Raw genomic sequence first — 16,935 nt, 5'->3', positions numbered from 1 at the left:
TGCTCAGCACTTACCCAGATGGCTGCATGACTACAATTGGCACCGGCAACATGGCAGCCTTGACCATAAACCGCCCATCAGCGTCCTTGGGTTACCCGAGGACAACCTCATGAGACTCCACACCTAGAGAACTGGGTCGATTGGCTAGCGTCCGATGGTGCGTGGTGGTTTTGGTCCCCCCACACGCATAGGGAAACCATGCGGCTCCTTGTGCTCCAAGGTGCGGATTTGGCCCCTGACGTTCAGCTTAGGCTTGAACGTTTGATACTTGGTGGCCCACCAAGACGGATGTATTCGCCGGACCTAAATTCTGGAGACTGGCAGGCTTTAGTGGATCGCGCGGTCTGGTTGCGTCTGGCCAAGCTACAGGAGGGTGGCGCGAGGCTAGGTGAGGAGTCTGCTGTCCGCTTGTCCTGTTTGCAGGACGAATATCCTGAATTGCAGATGTCACCGCATCAAAGAGAAGAATTTCTTCATTGGATGAGCGGAACCGGTGACCCAGATTTCGATGCAAACCGTGTTGTCGATATCGCCCCGCGAAATCGGGACGAGCTTGCTGCTTGGCTGAAGGAAAAGCCGCAAACCGATCATCCGCTTCATGAGGATGATTGGTGGAGGAAATGCCGCAAGCATTTTTGCCGCAGCTTCTTGGCGCTGTGCGATTTGGCCGAAGAAGATGTTTGGCCACTAGTTCGCTGGCGTGAGGCCTTCCAGGCGTGGAGCAGCGGTCCGGTTCAGGTAAAAAGATCGTGGCGTTATGCCGCCCCGTTCGTGTTGACAATGCCTGACTTCGTATTGCAGGAGAATGCTCGCAGCATCACTAATTGGATCAAGGTGGCTGCGGAGTCAACCGAGAGACATGAGCAAACCTTGATTGGCGTGGGTCAGCGAATACTGGACCTTCCCCTCGACGCAGATAGTGGTATTCGCATTGATGGTGAGATGTCTAGCTCCCCTGTCATGGATGCGATCAACCATCCTATTGGCCATGTGGTTCAGGCTTTGCTGGCCTACTGGTTCAGGAGAAGCCCCAAAGACGGCGACGGGCTGCCTGATGAGCTAAGGGCGATGTTTAGCCAGGTCTGTGATGATCGTGTGGATAGATATCGTCATGGGCGGGTTCTTTTAGCTTCACGTTTGATCGCTCTGTACCGAGTAGATCGTGATTGGACTAGGTCTTCCCTGTTGCCCCTCTTCGATTGGGGCCATGACGTCGCTGAAGCAAGGGCGGCATGGGAAGGTTTTCTTTGGTCACCGCGGTTATACCTCCCCCTTGTCATCGAGTTTAAGGAGCAGCTATTGCTGACCGCCACTCACTTTGAGGAATTGGGTGAGCATAAGAGGCAGTTTGCAACGTTTCTTACTTATGTTGCTTTGGGTTCGGTGGAGGGCTACTCCGACAAGGAGTTGCGGGACGCCATTGGATGCTTGCCTCAAGAGGGGTTGGAGGATGTCGCGAAAGCGTTGGCGCAAGCGCTCGTTGGAGCAGGTGACCAGAGCGAAGAATACTGGCGAAATAGAGTTTTGCCTTTCCTTCAGAAGGTTTGGCCGAAATCCCGAGAGTTGGCCTCGAGCAACATAGCCGAGTCGTTTTCGCGACTTTGCGTGGCTTCGTCTGGAGAATTCCCGGCAGCAAGGGCCGAGGTGGATTCCTGGCTCAGTCGGGTTGAGCATCCTGAGTTCGTGGTGCGGGACTTGGAGAAGTCGGGTTTGGCCTCTCGGTTTCCAGAGGCCGCTCTGTCATTTCTCGACAGGATCATTGTTGATCAGCCTTGGGGAGCCCGGAAGCTTGGGGCGTGTTTGATCGCCATCGAAGGGGCCAGTCCAAGCTTGCGAGAGGATCATCGGTTTAGGCGTTTGTATGAATACGCACGGCAGCATGGTCTTTAGAGCGCAGAGGGTGCATGCAAGGTGAATCAGTGCAGTCAACGGCGGGGCTCTCGCTTAGGTTTGACCTTAATAGGCTTTGGCGGCAGCGGTTGAGTGGAAGCTATGCCAGGCGTTAGAGCTTTGAGTGTGCGGTGTGTTTGCACGACCTAGTAGCCCAAATCGTGTTGTTCTCGTTTTTGGCCCGGATGAGTTTCAGCTGGGCCATGAAGAACGAGCCATCGAGCTGCCACCAGGCTTCCCCTACAGGGAGCTGAGCGCTCTCGGGGCAATGTTAGAGGCGGAAAGGGTGTTCGTTCCGGGCTATTTTCCGCCTGCTTCTGGGCTTTGCTGTCCTGACGCCTTCATATATCAGCATGTGATGGAGGGCGTGCAGACCATTCTCCTCCCCGATAGGAATATCGTGTCTCGGATGGCCCAGATCGCGGCAGGTCAGCCAATGGGCCCTATGCTGAGGAAGGTCGCGGGAATAAAGGCCTTTTGTCACTTCTTGGATATTCAGATCGAGCCATCGATCGCGTTTCATGAGCTTGCACACAATCAAGGCAACGCCGCTGCCAACGCCGAGCTGGCTAGATTCCGAGAAGCGGATAACGCAAATCCCTACCAATGGCTGGATCTTGTTTTTGGAGACAGGGATGCGCTTGATGCGGTGGAGCTGAGTAGCTCCCCTAGTTCTCACGATCTAGCCTTTCCTCTGCGCCGCTGGCGACGGAACTACATTGCAGCGCTGAAGATTGCTGAGCTTGAGCTGTCAGATGCCTCAAATTTGGAGCGCATGCGCGCTTTGCTGACTTGGATGCGCGATGATTTCATGATCGCTGGACCAGCGGCTTTGCTCGCCTCGATTTACTTCGCCCCACGCTCCCCGCCCCGAAAAGGGCTTTTCAAGCAACTTCACTCGCCTAACAGGGACAAGGCGATCGATGGCGTTCGTAACGCAGCCTGGGATCTGACGCACCTCAGTGACATGGTTCAGAGGGTGAATGGTGCCGGGGATGCGCCAGACCGGCTGTTGTTCGCCAGCTTCGATGAAAGGTTGCGAATTTTGGTCCGGCTCCTGTTCTCTGTTTCGAGTAGAGGCGATCCTGAGAGGGAGCTGCGTGCCGCTCTGGTTGGTTGGTGGGGCGCTTCTAAAGCTAAGGATATTGCAGCGTTGCTGATAGAGCTGCTTGAGGAGGCTGGGGAGGAAAGTCGGCGCGTCAGGCAAGCTGGCTCCCCGCTGTCTATCGATGAGCTCATTGAGCTTGGCGAGCAGAGAATACGATCGTTGGTGTGACGCCGCTGCGCCCGCGCGCTTCGCCTCACGATAAAAAGCCCCAGGGTTCGGCTTCACTTGGATTCATGAAGTGAGGCTTACTGCCGGGGGCTTTAGTCCAAAGTTTACGTGAGCGTTCCGGTTGTCCGCAATGCCCCTCGAAGCCGTTGCTTGGGACGATCAAGACGTTGTTTTTACATTGTCATGATGCGTCGTCCCTCCCGGCGAACAGTCGGGAGTCGTGTGGTTCGTGCAGGTGTGCGGGACATTGGTGTTCCGATGTACTATTGGACTGTGAGTCACGCGCTAAACGCCCGTATGAACGGCTTGCGAGCAATTTTTTTGACCAACGGGACTCATAAACTTCTAAGGCACGAAAATTGCTTGCTTTAAAAACCCTTATAAATCAATAGGATGCGCCAAAGTGGTCCTGATGCTCGACAACTACGATTCGTTTACCTACAACCTGGTCCAGTACCTGGGCGAGCTGGGTGAAGAGGTCTGGGTGGCGCGCAACGACCAGGTCACCATCGAGGAGATCGAGGCGCGCGGACCGACCCACATCGTGGTCTCCCCGGGGCCCTGCGATCCCGACCAGGCCGGCATCTCGCTCGAGGTGATCCGTCACTTCGCCGGCAAGCTGCCCATTCTGGGGGTCTGCCTCGGGCACCAGGCGATCGGCCAGGTGTTCGGCGGCAAGGTGGTGCGGGCCCGCGAGGTGATGCACGGGAAGGTCTCGCCGGTCTACCACACGGGCGAGGGCGTCTTCGAAGGCCTGCCCAACCCCTTCGAGGCGACGCGCTACCACTCGCTGGTGGTCGCCCGCGACAGCATCCCCGAGGTGCTCGAGGTCACCGCCTGGACACAGAACGAGGACGGTTCGGTCGACGAGGTGATGGGGTTCCGTCACCGCGAGTACGCGATTGAGGGCGTGCAGTTCCACCCCGAGTCTATCCTCACCCAGCACGGTCACCAGCAACTCAAGAGCTTCCTGCGCTACCACTCCGGTATGCGCGACGCGGTGCCGGCGTGATCGGTCCGGCGTGAACGCGTCGGGCGAAGACCCATCCCGTGATGCCGGTGACGCCCCGAGCGGGCGTCGCGCCGTCGTCCTGATCCTGGTGATCGCCGGGCTGTTGATGCTCGCGCCGTTCACCGTCGATGCCTACCTGCCGTCCTTCCACGCCATTGCCGGCGAGTTCGGCGTGGGGCAGGCGGCCATCCAGCAGACCCTATCGCTCTACCTGCTCGGCTTCGGTTCGATGATGCTGTTCTACGGGCCGGCGTCCGACAGCTTCGGCCGCAAGCGTGTGATCCTGCTCGCCCTGCTGGCCTATGCGCTGATGACCATCTTCGCCGCGCTCTCGCAGAGCATCGGCCAGTTGATCGCCGCCCGGATCGGGCAGGGACTGGCGGCCGGGGCGGGCGTGGTGATCGGCCGGGCACTGGTGCGCGACCTGTTCGCCGGTGCCGACGCCCAGCGGGTGATGGCCAACGTGATGCTGATTTTTGCCGCCGCCCCGGCCGCCGCGCCCATTATCGGCGGCTGGTTGCACGAATGGTTCGGCTGGCGCTCGGTGTTCTGGTTTCTGCTGGGGTTCTCGCTATTGCTGGTGATCGCGATCTGGCGGCTGCTGCCGGAAACCGTCGCCCCCGAGGCGCGCCAGTCGTTCGCCGCGCGCTTTGTCTTCAAGAGCTATGCCCGGGCGCTGTCCCATCCACGCTACATGCAGCTGATCGTGGTGTTCGCGCTGCTGTTCGGCGGCATGTTCCTGTACGTCGCCGCCGCCCCGGTGATCCTGATCGATCATCTCGGCCAGTCCGAGACCGATTTCTGGAAATTCTTCGTGCCGCTGGTCGCCGGGCTGATCCTGGGTAGCCGGCTGACCCGTTGGCTCGCCGGGCGATTGAGCATGACCGCCACCATGGCGCTCGGTCTTGCGTTGACCGGGTTGGCCGTGATCTACAACCTGATCCAGGCCTGGGCGCAGCCGCCGGACGTGACCCACGGCGTCTGGCTGACGGTCACGCCGATCACGCTCTACGTGATGGGCATGGCGACCACCATGCCGGCGCTCAACATCACCGCGCTGGACTACTGGCCCGCCCAGCGCGGCCTGGCCTCGGCGTTGCAAGGGGCGACGCAGATGGCCTTCGCCGGGTTGGTGTCCGGGGTGATGGTGGCGTGGTTGGCGGATTCGCTGGTCGCCCTGGCAGTCGGAATGGCCTGCCTGTATGCCACCGCGCTGGGGTTGTGGCTGCTCTGGTGGCGTTCGGCCGATGCCAAGGCGTGATGTAAAAAAACGCCCGGCGAGGAGGCCGGGCATTCTCAAGCGACCGTCAGGCGAGGTGGCCTGACTCAGCTCGGTGCGGGTTACATGCCCCCGCCATTCGTTCCCGCGTCATCGTGGCCCATGCTTCCATCGCCCTTGTCCTCAGGCTGATCAGATTGTTCCCCGTCAACCCCGGCAGGCTTTGAGGTGTCGTGACCTTGCACGTCTTCGTCCCGAAGCGCCCCGCCCATGCCAGTGCTGGGCGCTGCACCCTTGCCTTCGGGGTGTTCGGGCATGGTCGGGCCGTCCCCTGATTCGTGAGATTGCATGTCGGTGCCTTCGGCGTGCGCGGATCCCATGCCGATGGCCATCGCCAGTGCCGTGCTACTCACAAGGGTCGCAATCGTTTTCGCTTCGAATTTCATAAGACGTCCTCCCTTTGCATTAACGGGATGATCGACGTGTTGCCGATCAACGGGCGAATGCATCGCCCAGTCGTGATTTGGCCGTCGAGCGTAGTGAGAGTTCCTGACACGTCGTTCTGTTGAGGGAGGGGCAGGCCGAGGGCTCGACGGGTGGCGCCATGTTCCTCGGCTTCCTCTACGTCGCCGCAAACAAAAACGCCCGGCGACCGGCCGGGCGTTTTGTCCTTGCTTTGGGGGCGAGCGTGCCGCCTCCGGGCGGTGGGTTACATGCCGATGCCGCCGTTCTCCTCTTCGTCGTCCTCGTCGCCGGCAGTCGGTGGCGGGGCTGTGCCGTCAGCGCCACCCCCAGCGCCCCCCCCGGGCACCGCCCCCGACACTGCCTTGCGTGCCTTCCTGGTCGCCGGCTTGCGCGCCGCCTTGGACGCCGCCCTCGGCACCGACACCAGCGCCGCCACCTTGCGCGCCGCCTTGGACACCGCCCTGCGCATCACCTTGGATGTCGCCTTGCGGCTGCGCCGGGTCGGCGGCGCCGTCTTGGCCCGAGCTTTGGGCATGGGCGCTGCCCATGCCGATCATCGTTGCCAATGCCGTGCTGCTGATCAGGGTAGCGATGGTTTTGGCTTCGAGTTTCATAACAACACCTTTTCAGGTTGTTCGTGGATGTCCCGGCATCTTGCCGAGCCGCGAGCGGGGTATTCGCTCGCTGGTTCTGTGTCCTCCGGTCGTGGCGAGAGTTCCTGGCGCGTCCGCCTTTTTGCAACTGCCTCCTGGCCTGCGGGTTCCTCGGCATGCCGGCGGGCAGTGATAGAATCCCCGGCATCGTGTCAGTCAACTGGTGAGCTGGACTCGTGCGGGGTTTTCCGGCGGGTCCGGCCAGTAACAGCAAAGGTGGAGAATGGCCGGTCACAGCAAGTGGGCGAACATCAAGCATCGCAAGGCCGCGCAGGACAAGAAGCGCGGCAAGCTCTGGACCAAGATCATCCGTGAGATCACGGTCGCGGCGCGCACCGGTGGCAACGCCGACCCCTCGGCCAACCCGCGCCTGCGCCTGGCCTGGGACAAGGCCCTGGGCGCAAACATGCCCAAGGACACCATCGAGCGTGCCGCCAAACGCGGCGCCGGTGACTTGGAAGGGCAGGATTTCGTCGAGGTCACCTTCGAGGGCTACGGCCCGGGCGGCGTGGCCGTCTACGTGACCGGCATGACCGACAACAACACCCGCACGGTGGCCGATGTGCGCCACGCCTTCTCGAAGAACGGCGGCAACCTCGGCACCGACGGCTCGGTCTCCTTCCTGTTCTCCCGACTCGGCGTGCTCTACTACCCGCCGGGCAGCGACGAGGATCCGGTCATGGAGGCGGCGATGGAGGCCGGTGCCGAGGACATCGAGGTGTTCGACGACAACGCGATCGAGGTCACCACCACGCCGGAGACGTACAGCGACGTCAAGCAGGCCATGATCGACGCCGGCCTCCCCCCCGAGGAGAGCGAGGTCACCATGCGGGCCTCGACCAGCGCGCCGGTCGAGGGCGAGAACGCCGAGAAGGTGGTCAAGCTGATCGACATGCTTGAGGACTTGGACGACGTGCAGGAGGTCTACCACAACGGCGAGATCCCGGAAGCGGCCTATGCCTGAGTCGCCGGCAGGGAATCGCTCCACGCGGCGGGTGCTCGGCATCGACCCCGGCTCGCGCGTGCTCGGGCTGGCGGTAATCGAGTTCGCCGGCGGGCGGGCCCGTTGCCTCGAGCTGTCGAGCCATTCCCTGCAGTCTCACGGTGACTTTGCCGCCCGCATGGGCGGCGTTTTCGATGTGGTCTCCGAATGGATCGAGACCCACGAGCCGACCGAGTGCGCCATCGAGCAGATCTTCATGTACCGCAGCGAGTCGTCCTCGCTCAAGCTCGCCCAGGCGCGTGGCGCGGCGCTGGCGGCCGTGGTGCGTCACGGGCTGGCGGTCGAGGAATACATGCCGGCGACGGTCAAGCAGGCCGTGGTCGGCAGCGGCCGGGCCGACAAGGCCCAGGTGGCGCACATGATCCAGCGGTTGGCCGGCCTGGACGAGTTGCCCTCGGCCGACGGCGCGGACGCGGCAGCCGTGGCCCTGTGTCACTGCTACCGTAGCAACGCCTTCTCGGCGGTGGCCGGCAGCGGGCCGAACAGCGAGGCGCGCGAGATCCTGCGCGAGGCGTCCCAGCGCCGCTACCGCCGTCGCAGCGACTCGCGCGGCTGGCGCGACATGGACGCCGCGACACTCATGGCCCGCGCGGCGGGCAAGGCTGGAGGAAGGAAATGATTGGTCGTTTGGCCGGACGGGTGCTCGCCCGCAAGCCGCCGTTCCTGCTCGTGGACGTGCACGGCATCGGCTACGAGGTCGAGGCGCCCATGTCGACGTTCTTTGCCACCCAGGGACAGGACGACGTCGTCCTGCACACCCACCTGGTGGTGCGCGAGGACGCCCAGCTGCTCTACGGCTTTGCCACGGTCCGCGAGCGCGACCTGTTTCGTGCCCTGATCAAGGTCTCGGGCATCGGTCCGCGCATGGCCGTCGCGGTGCTCTCGGGCATGTCCGAGGCGCAGTTCCGCGACTGCGTGATGAGCGACGATGTCACCGCGCTGACCAAGGTGCCGGGCATTGGCAAGAAGACCGCCGAACGGCTGATCATCGAGATGCGCGACCGGCTCGACAAGCAGCCGGGCGGGGGCGCGCCGATGGTGGCCGGCGGTGAGCCGGCGGTCGACACGCCGCGCGACGAGGCCTTGAGCGCGCTCGAGGCGCTCGGCTACAAGCCCGCCGAGGCCGGCCGGATGATCGCCCGGGCCGAGAAGGAAGGTGCGGACAACGCCGAATCGCTGATACGCCTGGCCCTGCGGCAGACGGTCAAGTAAGCCATGAGTGAGGGAATGGAAGACGCCCGCTTCGTCAGCTCCGAACATCGCCCCGACGAGGAAGCCCTCGAGCGGGCGCTGCGCCCGCGTCGGCTCGCCGACTACATCGGCCAGCCGGCGGTGGTCGAGCAGATGGAAATCTTCGTGCCCGCGGCGCGCAATCGCGGCGAGCCGCTCGATCACGTCCTGATCTTCGGCCCGCCGGGGCTGGGCAAGACCACGCTCGCGCACATCATCGCCAACGAGATGGGCGTGAGCCTCAAGCAGACCTCCGGCCCGGTGCTCGAGCGCCCGGGCGATCTCGCCGCGCTGCTGACCAACCTCGAGCCGGGCGACGTGCTGTTCATCGACGAAATCCATCGCCTGTCCTCGGTGGTCGAGGAGATCCTCTACCCGGCGATGGAGGATTACCAGATCGACATCATGATCGGCGAAGGCCCGGCCGCCCGCTCGATCAAGCTCGACCTGCCGCCGTTCACCCTGGTGGGCGCGACCACCCGCGCCGGCATGCTGACCAACCCGCTGCGCGACCGCTTCGGCATCATCCAGCGCCTGGAGTTCTACGAGGTGGATCACCTGGTCCACATCGTCGAGCGTTCGGCACGACTGACCCAGCTCGAGATGGATGCCGAGGGCGCGCGCGAGATCGCCGCCCGCTCGCGGGGCACCCCGCGGATCGCCAACCGCCTGCTGCGCCGCGTGCGCGACTACGCCGACGTCAAGGGCGGCGGCCGGGTGGACCGGGGCATCGCCAATGCCGCGCTCGACATGCTCAAGGTCGACAAGCGTGGCTTCGATCACCAGGATCGCCGCCTGCTCGAGACCCTGCTCGAAAAATTCGACGGCGGTCCGGTGGGGCTGGACAACCTGGCCGCGGCGATCGGTGAGTCGCGCGACACCATCGAGGACGTGCTCGAGCCCTACCTGATCCAGCAGGGCTTTCTTATCCGCACGCCACGCGGGCGGATGGCCACGCGCCAGACTTGGTCACACTTCGGTTACCGCCCGCCCGAGCGCTGGCAGGACGAGTCGGCCGATCCGCCGGCTGGGGTTTCTTCCGACGATGGTGTTTAAGCGGCTCGACAAACCGTCGCGAGCCGCCCGAGTGCAAGGAGCCGCGCAGTGAGCGACGAGACATATCGATCGGATAGGCGAGGAGCGAACGAGCACGCGACGCCGCAATCGGGTGGCGCAGCAGGTTTGTCGAGCCGCGATGTTTTTCGTTGGCCGGTGCGTGTGTACTACGAGGACACGGATGCCGGCGGGGTGGTCTATCACGCCCGTTACCTCAACTTCTGCGAGCGCGCCCGCACCGAATGGTTGCGTTCGCGCGGGTGGGAGCAGGACGTGCTGCGCGACCAGTACCATGTGCTGTTCGTGGTGGCCCGGGCCTCGCTTGAATATCGCCGACCGGCACGATTTAATGATTCGCTCGACGTCACCTGTGAGGTGGCGCGCCTGCGCGCGGCGGCCATCGAGTTCACCCAGCGCGTGGAACATTCCGCCGATTCTGCGGTCCTGTGTGGGGTGTCCGTGCGCGTGGTCTGCGTGGATGCGCGGACCTTTCGTCCCAAACCCATACCCGAGTCGATCCTGGAGTCCTTCGCGTGAATGCCGATCCGTCCGTCGTCGAGCTGATTACCGGGGCGAGCCTCCCCGTGCAACTGGTCCTGATCATCCTGGTGCTGGCCTCCATCGGCTCCTGGGCCCTGATCTTCCACAAGGCGCGGGTCTACAAGCGGGCTGTCAGCGGCGTGCGTTCGTTCGAAAGCAGTTTCTGGGCCGGTGGCAGCCTCAACGAGTTCTACGACCGCATCTCCCGCGAGGCGCGACCGCGCGAGGGCCACGAGGCGATCTTCGAGGCGGGCTTCCGTGAATTCCAACGCCTGCGGCAGGCCGAGGATCGGGGGCATGCCCAGATCATCGATGGCGTCGAGCGCGCCATGCGCGTGGCCGAGCATCGCCAGCTCGACCAGCTCGAGGAAGGCGTGCCGTTTCTCGCCACGGTCGGTTCGGTCAGTCCCTACGTCGGCCTGTTCGGCACCGTCTGGGGCATCATGAGCGCGTTCATGAACCTCGGCACCATGCAGAGCGCCACGCTGGCGGCCGTGGCCCCGCCGATCGCCGAGGCGCTGATCGCTACCGCCATGGGCCTGTTCGCCGCCATCCCGGCGGTCATTGCCTACAACCGCTACACGCAGCGGATCGACTGGCTCGCCGGGCGCTACGAGAACTTCGTCGACGAATTCCTGGGGCTGCTGCAGCGACAGCTGGGGGGCAAGTAAGCCATGGCGCGTCGCACGCGACGGGCACGGCGGATGGTCGCCGAGATCAACGTCGTCCCCTACATCGACGTGATGCTCGTGTTGCTGGTGATCTTCATGGTCACCGCGCCGATGCTGCAGCAGGGCGTCGAGGTCGAGCCGCCGCAGGCCTCGGCCAGCCCGCTCGAGGACACCGACGAGCCGCCGCTGCTGATCAGCGTCAATCGCGACGGCGAGTACTTCGTCAACCAGGCCGACAATCCCGATGCGCCGGTGAGCCTGGCGACCGTCACCGAGCTGGTGGCCGCTGCCCGCCGGGTCGACCCGGAAACGCCCGTGCTGGTAAAAGGTGATCGGTCCTCGAATTACGAAAACGTCATGCGCGCCATGGTCGCCGCCCAGCAGGGCGGGGCGCCCAAGGTCGGCCTGGTCACCGATTCCGACCCGTCCGACCTCGGGGCCGGCAGCGAGGAGGCGCAGTAAGCCATGTGGCGAATGCTTACCCGCATGCCCGGCGCGGTGATGCTGGCGGTGGTGCTGCACCTCGCGCTGGTGCTCGCGATCGTGTTCTCCGAGCTGTGGAAGCCGGAGACCGTCAAGCCCAGCGGCGAGGCGGCCGAACTGCCGACCATCGAGGCCGAGTCGGTGTCCTCCGAGGCGATCGACCAGCAGGCCGAGCGCATGCGCGAGGCGCGCGAGGCCCGGGAGCGCGAGCGGGCCGAGGCCGAAAAGGCGGCCGAGGAGGCTGCCGCGGCCCGTCGTGCCGAGGAAGCGCGGGCTAAGCAGCTCGCCGAACTGCGGGAGCAGCGCGAACGCGAGGCGGCCGAGGAGGCCGAGCGCATCGAGGAGTTGAGAAAGCAGCAGCAAGAAGTCGAGGCGGCGCGCGAACAGGCACGTCGAGAGGCCGAGCAGGCCAGGAAGGAGGCCGAGGCGGCTCGCAAGGAAGCCGAAGAGGCGGCCGAGCGGCGCGCGGCCGAAGAGAAGGCCCGCCAGGAGGCAGCGGAGCAGGCGCGCAAGGAAGCCGAGGAAAAGGCCCGCCGCGAGGCGGAGGCGCAGGCGCGCAAGGAGGCCGAGGAAAAGGCCCGCCGTGAGGCGGAAGAGCAGGCGCGCAAGGAGGCCGAAGAGAAGGCACGCCGCGAGGCCGAAGAAAAAGCCCGTCGCGAGGCGGAAGAAAAGGCCGCCCGCGAGCAGGCCGAGCGCGAGGCCCGCGAGCAGGCCTTGCGCGATCAACTGGCCGCCGAGCAGCAGGCGCGCGCCGAGCGCGACGCCCTTAGCAAGTGGGCGGCGGCCATCCAGTCCAAGGTGCGTGATAACTGGCAACGGCCGCGTGGCGCGCAGATCGGCTGGACCTGCACGGTCACCGTCCGCCAGGACTCCGATGGGCGCGTGCGCAACGTCACCGTCGAACGCTGCGATGGCGACCGCTTGTTCGAGCGCTCGGTCGTGCAGGCGATCGAGGCCGCCTCGCCGCTGCCCAAGCCCGAACTCGACTCGATCTTCCAGGAAGAACTCCGTTTCAACTTCAAGCCGGAATGACCGGTCAACCCGGGGTGACCCACATGACAGTACTGGCCCTTTTTCATCGCTCGCTCGCCGCCACGCTCCTTGCCGGCGCGTTGGCATTCGTCCTGCCGGCGCAGGCCGCGCTCGAGATCGACATCAGCGGTGGCACCGAGAGTGGCGTGCCGATCGCGGTGGTGCCGTTCGAGCAGCCGGGCGCGGTGGATGATCTTGCCCGAATCATCGGTGACGACCTGGCCCGTTCCGGCCTGTTCGCGCCGATTGCGCGCGATGCCATGCCGGGGCGTCCGGCCTCGCCCGATCAGTTGCGCATCGACGACTGGCGTGCGGGCAAGGCGCGCTACCTGGTCATGGGCCAGGTCGAATCCGACGGGGACAAGCTGCGCACCCGCTTCTACCTGATCGACGTCAGCTCGGGTGAGCGCCTGGCCGGCAGCCAGATCACGGCTACCGCCTCGGCGGATCGTTCCGTGGCCCATCGCATCAGCGATATCGTCTACGAGGAGCTGACCGGGGAGCGTGGCGCGTTCTCCACCCGTCTGGCTTACGTGACCGAGCGCGGCACGCCGAAGGATCGCACCTACACGCTGCAGATCGCGGACTCGGACGGCGCCAATCCCCGCACCGTGCTGGAGTCGCCGTACCCGGTCATGTCGCCGAGCTGGTCGCCCGACGGTGGGCAACTGGCCTACGTGTCCTTCGAGGGCAATCGCTCGGCCATCTGGGTGCAGGACCTGTCCACCGGCGAGCGTTACCAGCTGACCGACTATTCCGGCATCAACGGCGCGCCGGCCTGGTCGCCGCGCGGCGACAAGATTGCCGTCACCCTGTCCAAGGGCGGCAACCCGGACATCTACGTCATCGACCTCGATACCCGACGGACCACGCAGTGGACCCGCTCCGGCGCGATCGAGACCGAGCCGACCTGGTACCCGGACAATCGCACGCTGGCCTTCACCTCGGATCGCTTCGGCCAGCCGCAGGTCTTTCGCAAGGCGGGTCCCGACGACCGTGCCCGTCGACTGACCTTCGATGCCCCCTATGCCGCCGGGCCGCGGGTCTCGCCGGATGGCGAGCGCCTGGCGCTGGTGGTGCGCGATGATCGGGGTTTTTTCGTTGCCGAGCAGTCGCTCGACGACGGCGAGCGCACCCTGCTCAGCCGGGGCGGCGGCGAGGAGCGACCCAGCTACGCCCCCAATGGGGCCATGGTCGTCTATGCCGCGCAATCCGGCAGCGGCTCGGTGCTGAAGATTTCCCCGGCCATCGGCGGCGAGCCGCAGACCCTGAGTTACGATCGTGGCAAGGTACGCGATCCGGTCTGGGGCCCGTTCAATGACTAAGACGAAGATGATGCAAACGAAACACTTTACGAAGCGAACCCCGTTGGCGGCCGCCCTGGTCGCCGCCCTGTTTGCCGGCGGTGCCGCTCTGCCGGCGGCCGCCCAGCAGGCGCCGGGCTGGCTCAACTGGGGCGGCGGCTCGGATGAGCCGGCAGCGCAAGGAGACGATGCCGGATCCGCGCCGAACGCGCAGGCCACCCCGATGCCGGCGACCAGCGTCACCGTCGCCGACACGGGCAGCCAGTCCGGGCAGGCGGTGCTCCTGCAGCGGCTGATGCAGCGGGTCGACGAGCTCGAGCGTCAGGTGCAGGGCATGCGCGGTCAGCTCTCCGAGCAGGAGCGCACCATCGAGCGCCAGCAACGTCGTCTCGACGAGGTCGAGCAGGCGGCTCGCTCGTCGCAGTCCACGGCCTCGAGCGATGCCTCGGCCGCCATCGACCGGGGCGACCCGGTCGGTCAGGACGTGCCCGACGAGGCCGTGGCGGCCGTCGATGGCAATGGGGGTGATGAGTCCGATTCGGATCGTTCCGGCCAGGAAGCTAGCGAATCCGGTGGCCAGGCGGATGGCCAGGCGACGGGTGGGGCCAGCGCCGCCGAGCAGCAGGCGCTCTACAACGAGGCCTTCGAGATCCTCAAGAGCGGGAAGTACGAACAGGCGATCGACGCCTTCCAGAAGGTGATCGACGCCAACCCGCAGGGCGAGTGGGCGGCCAGCGCGTTTTTCTGGCAGGGCGAGACCTATTACGTCCAGCAGGATTACGCCGCGGCCGGCAAGGCCTACGGCGAGGTGATCGAGCGCTTCCCCGAGAGCTCACGCATTCCGGATGCGAAGCTCAAGCTGGGCTACGTCGCTCAGGAGCGGGGCGACAAGGAGGCGGCCCGTCGCCTGTTCAACGAGATCCTCGACCAGTATCCCGACTCGCAAGCGGCCGGTCTGGCCAAGCAGCGCCTGTCGCGCTTGGGCAACGGATGACGGTGGAGTCCGTCAACCGGCCCGAGGCGCTGGAATCGGTCGCGCCCGCGGCGACGCGCAGCCTGCGCATCACCGAGATCTTCCGCTCCCTGCAGGGCGAGTCGGATCATATCGGCTGGCCGACGGTGTTCGTTCGTCTGACCGGCTGCCCCTTGCGCTGCGTTTACTGCGACACGGCCTACGCCTTCACCGGCGGGGAGCGCATGGAGCAGGCGGCGATCCTCTCGCGGGTGGCCGAGCTGAATACCCGGCACGTCTGCGTTACCGGCGGGGAGCCGCTCGCCCAGCCGGGGTGCGTTGATCTCCTACGGCAACTCGCCGATGCGGGGCACGTCGTCAGTCTCGAGACCAGTGGTGCGCTGGATGTCTCGGCGGTCGACCCGCGGGTGCACGTCGTCATGGATCTGAAGACACCGAGTTCCGGCGAGGTGGAGCGCAACCGCTGGGAAAACCTGGACGTGCTCAAGGCCGACGACGAGATCAAGGTGGTGATCGGGGCGCGGGAAGATTTCGACTGGGCCGTCGCCCGGGTGCGTGAGCATCACCTGACCGAGCGATTCGCCGTGCTGTTCTCGCCGGTGTTCGGCGGCATCACGCCCACGCAATTGGCCGATTGGGTGCTGGAAACCGGGCTCGAGATCCGTTTTCAGATGCAGCTGCACAAGCTGATCTGGGGCGACGAGCCGGGGCGCTGAGCGTGAGTGGGTCGTCCAACACACCGGCCGTGGTATTGCTTTCCGGTGGGCTCGACTCGGCCACGCTGGCCTGGCAGGCGCGCGCCGACGGCTATGCCGTACACGCCCTGAGTTTCGACTACGGCCAGCGTCATCGCGTCGAGCTCGAGGCCGCTGACCGGGTAGCGCGTGCCGTGGGCGCGGCCGCGCATCGAACCATTCGCATCGACATGGGCGGCGGTACGGGCTCGTCGCTCACCGACATCGATCAGGCGGTGCCCGACTACGCGCCGGGCGAGGCAGCCATCCCGAGCACCTATGTTCCCGCGCGCAACCTGACCTTTCTCTCATTCGCCCTTGGCTGGGCAGAGTTGCTGAAAGCGACGCGTATCTACATCGGCGTGAACGCGGTGGACTACTCGGGCTACCCGGATTGCCGGCCCGCGTTCATCGAGAAATTCCAGGAACTGGCGAATATCGCCACCGCCGCCGATCATCCATTCGAGATCCACGCCCCGCTCCTGCATCTGACCAAGGCGGAGATCATTCGCACGGGACAGGCACTCGGCGTGGACTACGGGCTGACCGTGTCGTGCTACCGCGCGGACGAGCAGGGGCGTGCCTGCGGGCGATGCGACTCCTGCCATTATCGCCAGCAGGGTTTCCGCGATGCCGGCGTGACTGACCCGACTCGCTACGCCTGACCTTGAAAGCAGGGAAACTCTGCACGAATGCCATGCCACTCTGGCTTGGCGAGTCGTTGGTGATCAAGGCGCAATGTCGCCGGCGTGCCGGTGCCACGTCAAGACATCGCAACACGGAGCACGGGCGACTCGCCCAGCCCCGGCGGGCGCGCCTTGAGCCGGGCATCTGCTGCGTTGTTGTCCTTGGAAAGAGAACAACCCTTCCGCGGCGGACGAGCGCCTTGCATCTGCCAGGCTCAAGGCACCGCAGAGCGGTATGGCATTCGTGCAGAGTTTGCGTAGTGAGCCATCCCGATATCAATGGGTTGAGGATGCCCGAGGCAGGCACGCCCGGGACGGGTAAAAAAACTGCAAAAAAGGGGTTGTCAGCCCCGGCAAGCTGCGTATAATGCGCAGTCCTCGACAGGGGGTCGTTAGCTCAGTTGGTAGAGCAGTTGGCTTTTAACCAATTGGTCGTAGGTTCGAATCCTACACGACCCACCAAATTCCTCCCCGAAAGGGGTTGAAAGCGCGGATGCTTCCTGTAAGATTCGCGCTCCTTTCCGGCACGAGGGGCTGATCAGACGCCCGCCGGGAAGTCGCCAAGAGACACAAAAAAAGTGTTGACAGGCGACACAGGAGCCGTAAGATACGCGCTCCTTTCGGCGACGAGCCGACACTGACCGGACGGGTTGGTGAAGATCTTTAAGAAAGAGCAGAGATAATTTGTGTGGGTGCTTGTTGGCCCGG

Annotated in this window: 18 protein-coding genes, 1 tRNA gene and 1 pseudogene; 18 read left to right on the top strand and 2 right to left on the bottom strand. The window is 64.7% G+C overall.

Annotation, left to right across the window (positions count from 1 at the left end):
* The 5 genes and pseudogenes from FAZ79_RS10380 to FAZ79_RS10360 form a co-directional block, all read left to right on the top strand.
* Positions 1 to 127: pseudogene (locus FAZ79_RS10380) on the top strand (IS481 family transposase); the annotation flags it as partial.
* Between the two features lie 71 nt (positions 128 to 198).
* Positions 199 to 1,890, top strand: a complete 1,692-nt coding sequence (locus FAZ79_RS10375) for a hypothetical protein (protein ID WP_169303679.1) — start codon at positions 199 to 201, stop codon at positions 1,888 to 1,890.
* 367 nt (positions 1,891 to 2,257) lie between these two features.
* Entirely contained in the window at positions 2,258 to 3,166 is a 909-nt protein-coding gene (locus tag FAZ79_RS10370; protein WP_169303678.1) for a hypothetical protein, read from the top strand.
* A gap of 403 nt (positions 3,167 to 3,569) precedes the next feature.
* A complete protein-coding gene (locus FAZ79_RS10365) occupies positions 3,570 to 4,178 on the top strand; it encodes an aminodeoxychorismate/anthranilate synthase component II (protein WP_136867897.1) in 609 nt (202 codons plus the stop codon).
* Between the two features lie 10 nt (positions 4,179 to 4,188).
* Complete coding sequence (locus FAZ79_RS10360; RefSeq protein ID WP_136867896.1) at positions 4,189 to 5,439, top strand: multidrug effflux MFS transporter; 1,251 nt, start codon at positions 4,189 to 4,191, stop codon at positions 5,437 to 5,439.
* A gap of 80 nt (positions 5,440 to 5,519) precedes the next feature.
* Here FAZ79_RS10360 and FAZ79_RS10355 read toward each other — a convergent pair whose 3' ends face one another.
* Both FAZ79_RS10355 and FAZ79_RS10350 read right to left on the bottom strand, forming a co-directional pair.
* Entirely contained in the window at positions 5,520 to 5,843 is a 324-nt protein-coding gene (locus tag FAZ79_RS10355; protein ID WP_136867895.1) for a hypothetical protein, read from the bottom strand.
* A gap of 333 nt (positions 5,844 to 6,176) precedes the next feature.
* Positions 6,177 to 6,476, bottom strand: a complete 300-nt coding sequence (locus FAZ79_RS10350) for a BatC protein (protein WP_136867894.1) — start codon at positions 6,474 to 6,476, stop codon at positions 6,177 to 6,179.
* Positions 6,477 to 6,738: 262 nt separating this feature from the next.
* Between FAZ79_RS10350 and FAZ79_RS10345 the strand changes: the two genes are divergently transcribed.
* From FAZ79_RS10345 to FAZ79_RS10285, 13 genes are all read left to right on the top strand, one after another.
* A complete protein-coding gene (locus tag FAZ79_RS10345) occupies positions 6,739 to 7,479 on the top strand; it encodes a YebC/PmpR family DNA-binding transcriptional regulator (protein WP_136867893.1) in 741 nt (246 codons plus the stop codon).
* The gene (ruvC, locus tag FAZ79_RS10340; protein WP_136867892.1) at positions 7,472 to 8,137 is read left to right on the top strand and encodes a crossover junction endodeoxyribonuclease RuvC; all 666 of its coding nucleotides are present in this window, start codon (positions 7,472 to 7,474) and stop codon (positions 8,135 to 8,137) included. Before FAZ79_RS10345 ends, ruvC begins: the two co-directional genes overlap by 8 nt.
* Entirely contained in the window at positions 8,134 to 8,730 is a 597-nt protein-coding gene (ruvA, locus tag FAZ79_RS10335) for a Holliday junction branch migration protein RuvA (protein WP_136867891.1), read from the top strand. The genes ruvC and ruvA overlap by 4 nt, the downstream gene beginning before the upstream one ends.
* A 15-nt stretch (positions 8,731 to 8,745) precedes the next feature.
* Positions 8,746 to 9,804: a Holliday junction branch migration DNA helicase RuvB gene (ruvB, locus tag FAZ79_RS10330; RefSeq protein ID WP_136867890.1), complete on the top strand. Its 1,059-nt coding sequence runs from the start codon at positions 8,746 to 8,748 to the stop codon at positions 9,802 to 9,804.
* Between the two features lie 126 nt (positions 9,805 to 9,930).
* Positions 9,931 to 10,341: a tol-pal system-associated acyl-CoA thioesterase gene (ybgC, locus tag FAZ79_RS10325; protein ID WP_136867901.1), complete on the top strand. Its 411-nt coding sequence runs from the start codon at positions 9,931 to 9,933 to the stop codon at positions 10,339 to 10,341.
* Positions 10,338 to 11,015, top strand: coding sequence for a protein TolQ (tolQ, locus tag FAZ79_RS10320; protein ID WP_136867889.1), 678 nt, complete (start codon positions 10,338 to 10,340; stop codon positions 11,013 to 11,015). The genes ybgC and tolQ overlap by 4 nt, the downstream gene beginning before the upstream one ends.
* Before the next feature lie 3 nt (positions 11,016 to 11,018).
* A complete protein-coding gene (gene tolR / locus FAZ79_RS10315) occupies positions 11,019 to 11,477 on the top strand; it encodes a protein TolR (RefSeq protein WP_136867888.1) in 459 nt (152 codons plus the stop codon).
* A 3-nt stretch (positions 11,478 to 11,480) separates the two neighbouring features.
* Positions 11,481 to 12,530 (top strand): cell envelope integrity protein TolA, encoded by a 1,050-nt coding sequence (tolA, locus tag FAZ79_RS10310; RefSeq protein WP_136867887.1) that lies wholly within the window; start codon positions 11,481 to 11,483, stop codon positions 12,528 to 12,530.
* A gap of 23 nt (positions 12,531 to 12,553) precedes the next feature.
* Positions 12,554 to 13,855, top strand: a complete 1,302-nt coding sequence (tolB, locus tag FAZ79_RS10305; protein ID WP_169303677.1) for a Tol-Pal system beta propeller repeat protein TolB — start codon at positions 12,554 to 12,556, stop codon at positions 13,853 to 13,855.
* 43 nt (positions 13,856 to 13,898) lie between these two features.
* A complete protein-coding gene (ybgF, locus tag FAZ79_RS10300; protein ID WP_169303676.1) occupies positions 13,899 to 14,828 on the top strand; it encodes a tol-pal system protein YbgF in 930 nt (309 codons plus the stop codon).
* Positions 14,825 to 15,523: a 7-carboxy-7-deazaguanine synthase QueE gene (queE, locus tag FAZ79_RS10295; protein ID WP_136867884.1), complete on the top strand. Its 699-nt coding sequence runs from the start codon at positions 14,825 to 14,827 to the stop codon at positions 15,521 to 15,523. Before ybgF ends, queE begins: the two co-directional genes overlap by 4 nt.
* Positions 15,524 to 15,525: 2 nt before the next feature.
* Complete coding sequence (queC, locus tag FAZ79_RS10290) at positions 15,526 to 16,206, top strand: 7-cyano-7-deazaguanine synthase QueC (protein WP_136867883.1); 681 nt, start codon at positions 15,526 to 15,528, stop codon at positions 16,204 to 16,206.
* Between the two features lie 407 nt (positions 16,207 to 16,613).
* A tRNA-Lys gene (locus tag FAZ79_RS10285) sits at positions 16,614 to 16,689 on the top strand.
* Positions 16,690 to 16,935 lie beyond the last annotated feature (246 nt).

The sequence above is a fragment of the Guyparkeria sp. SB14A genome (genome assembly GCF_005096345.1).
Taxonomy (GTDB): domain Bacteria; phylum Pseudomonadota; class Gammaproteobacteria; order Halothiobacillales; family Halothiobacillaceae; genus Guyparkeria; species Guyparkeria hydrothermalis.
Note: the sequence above shows the minus strand (reverse complement) of the source record. Positions and strands in the feature narration are given on the sequence as shown.

Coding starts and splice junctions, on each gene's coding strand:
- FAZ79_RS10375 (WP_169303679.1), top strand. CDS start 199: ATGCGGCTCCTTGTGCTCCAAGGTGCGGATTTGGCCCCTGACGTTCAG.
- FAZ79_RS10355 (WP_136867895.1), bottom strand. CDS start 5,843: ATGAAATTCGAAGCGAAAACGATTGCGACCCTTGTGAGTAGCACGGCA.
- FAZ79_RS10350 (WP_136867894.1), bottom strand. CDS start 6,476: ATGAAACTCGAAGCCAAAACCATCGCTACCCTGATCAGCAGCACGGCA.
- FAZ79_RS10345 (WP_136867893.1), top strand. CDS start 6,739: ATGGCCGGTCACAGCAAGTGGGCGAACATCAAGCATCGCAAGGCCGCG.
- ruvC (WP_136867892.1), top strand. CDS start 7,472: ATGCCTGAGTCGCCGGCAGGGAATCGCTCCACGCGGCGGGTGCTCGGC.
- ruvA (WP_136867891.1), top strand. CDS start 8,134: ATGATTGGTCGTTTGGCCGGACGGGTGCTCGCCCGCAAGCCGCCGTTC.
- ruvB (WP_136867890.1), top strand. CDS start 8,746: ATGGAAGACGCCCGCTTCGTCAGCTCCGAACATCGCCCCGACGAGGAA.
- tolR (WP_136867888.1), top strand. CDS start 11,019: ATGGCGCGTCGCACGCGACGGGCACGGCGGATGGTCGCCGAGATCAAC.
- tolA (WP_136867887.1), top strand. CDS start 11,481: ATGTGGCGAATGCTTACCCGCATGCCCGGCGCGGTGATGCTGGCGGTG.
- tolB (WP_169303677.1), top strand. CDS start 12,554: ATGACAGTACTGGCCCTTTTTCATCGCTCGCTCGCCGCCACGCTCCTT.
- queE (WP_136867884.1), top strand. CDS start 14,825: ATGACGGTGGAGTCCGTCAACCGGCCCGAGGCGCTGGAATCGGTCGCG.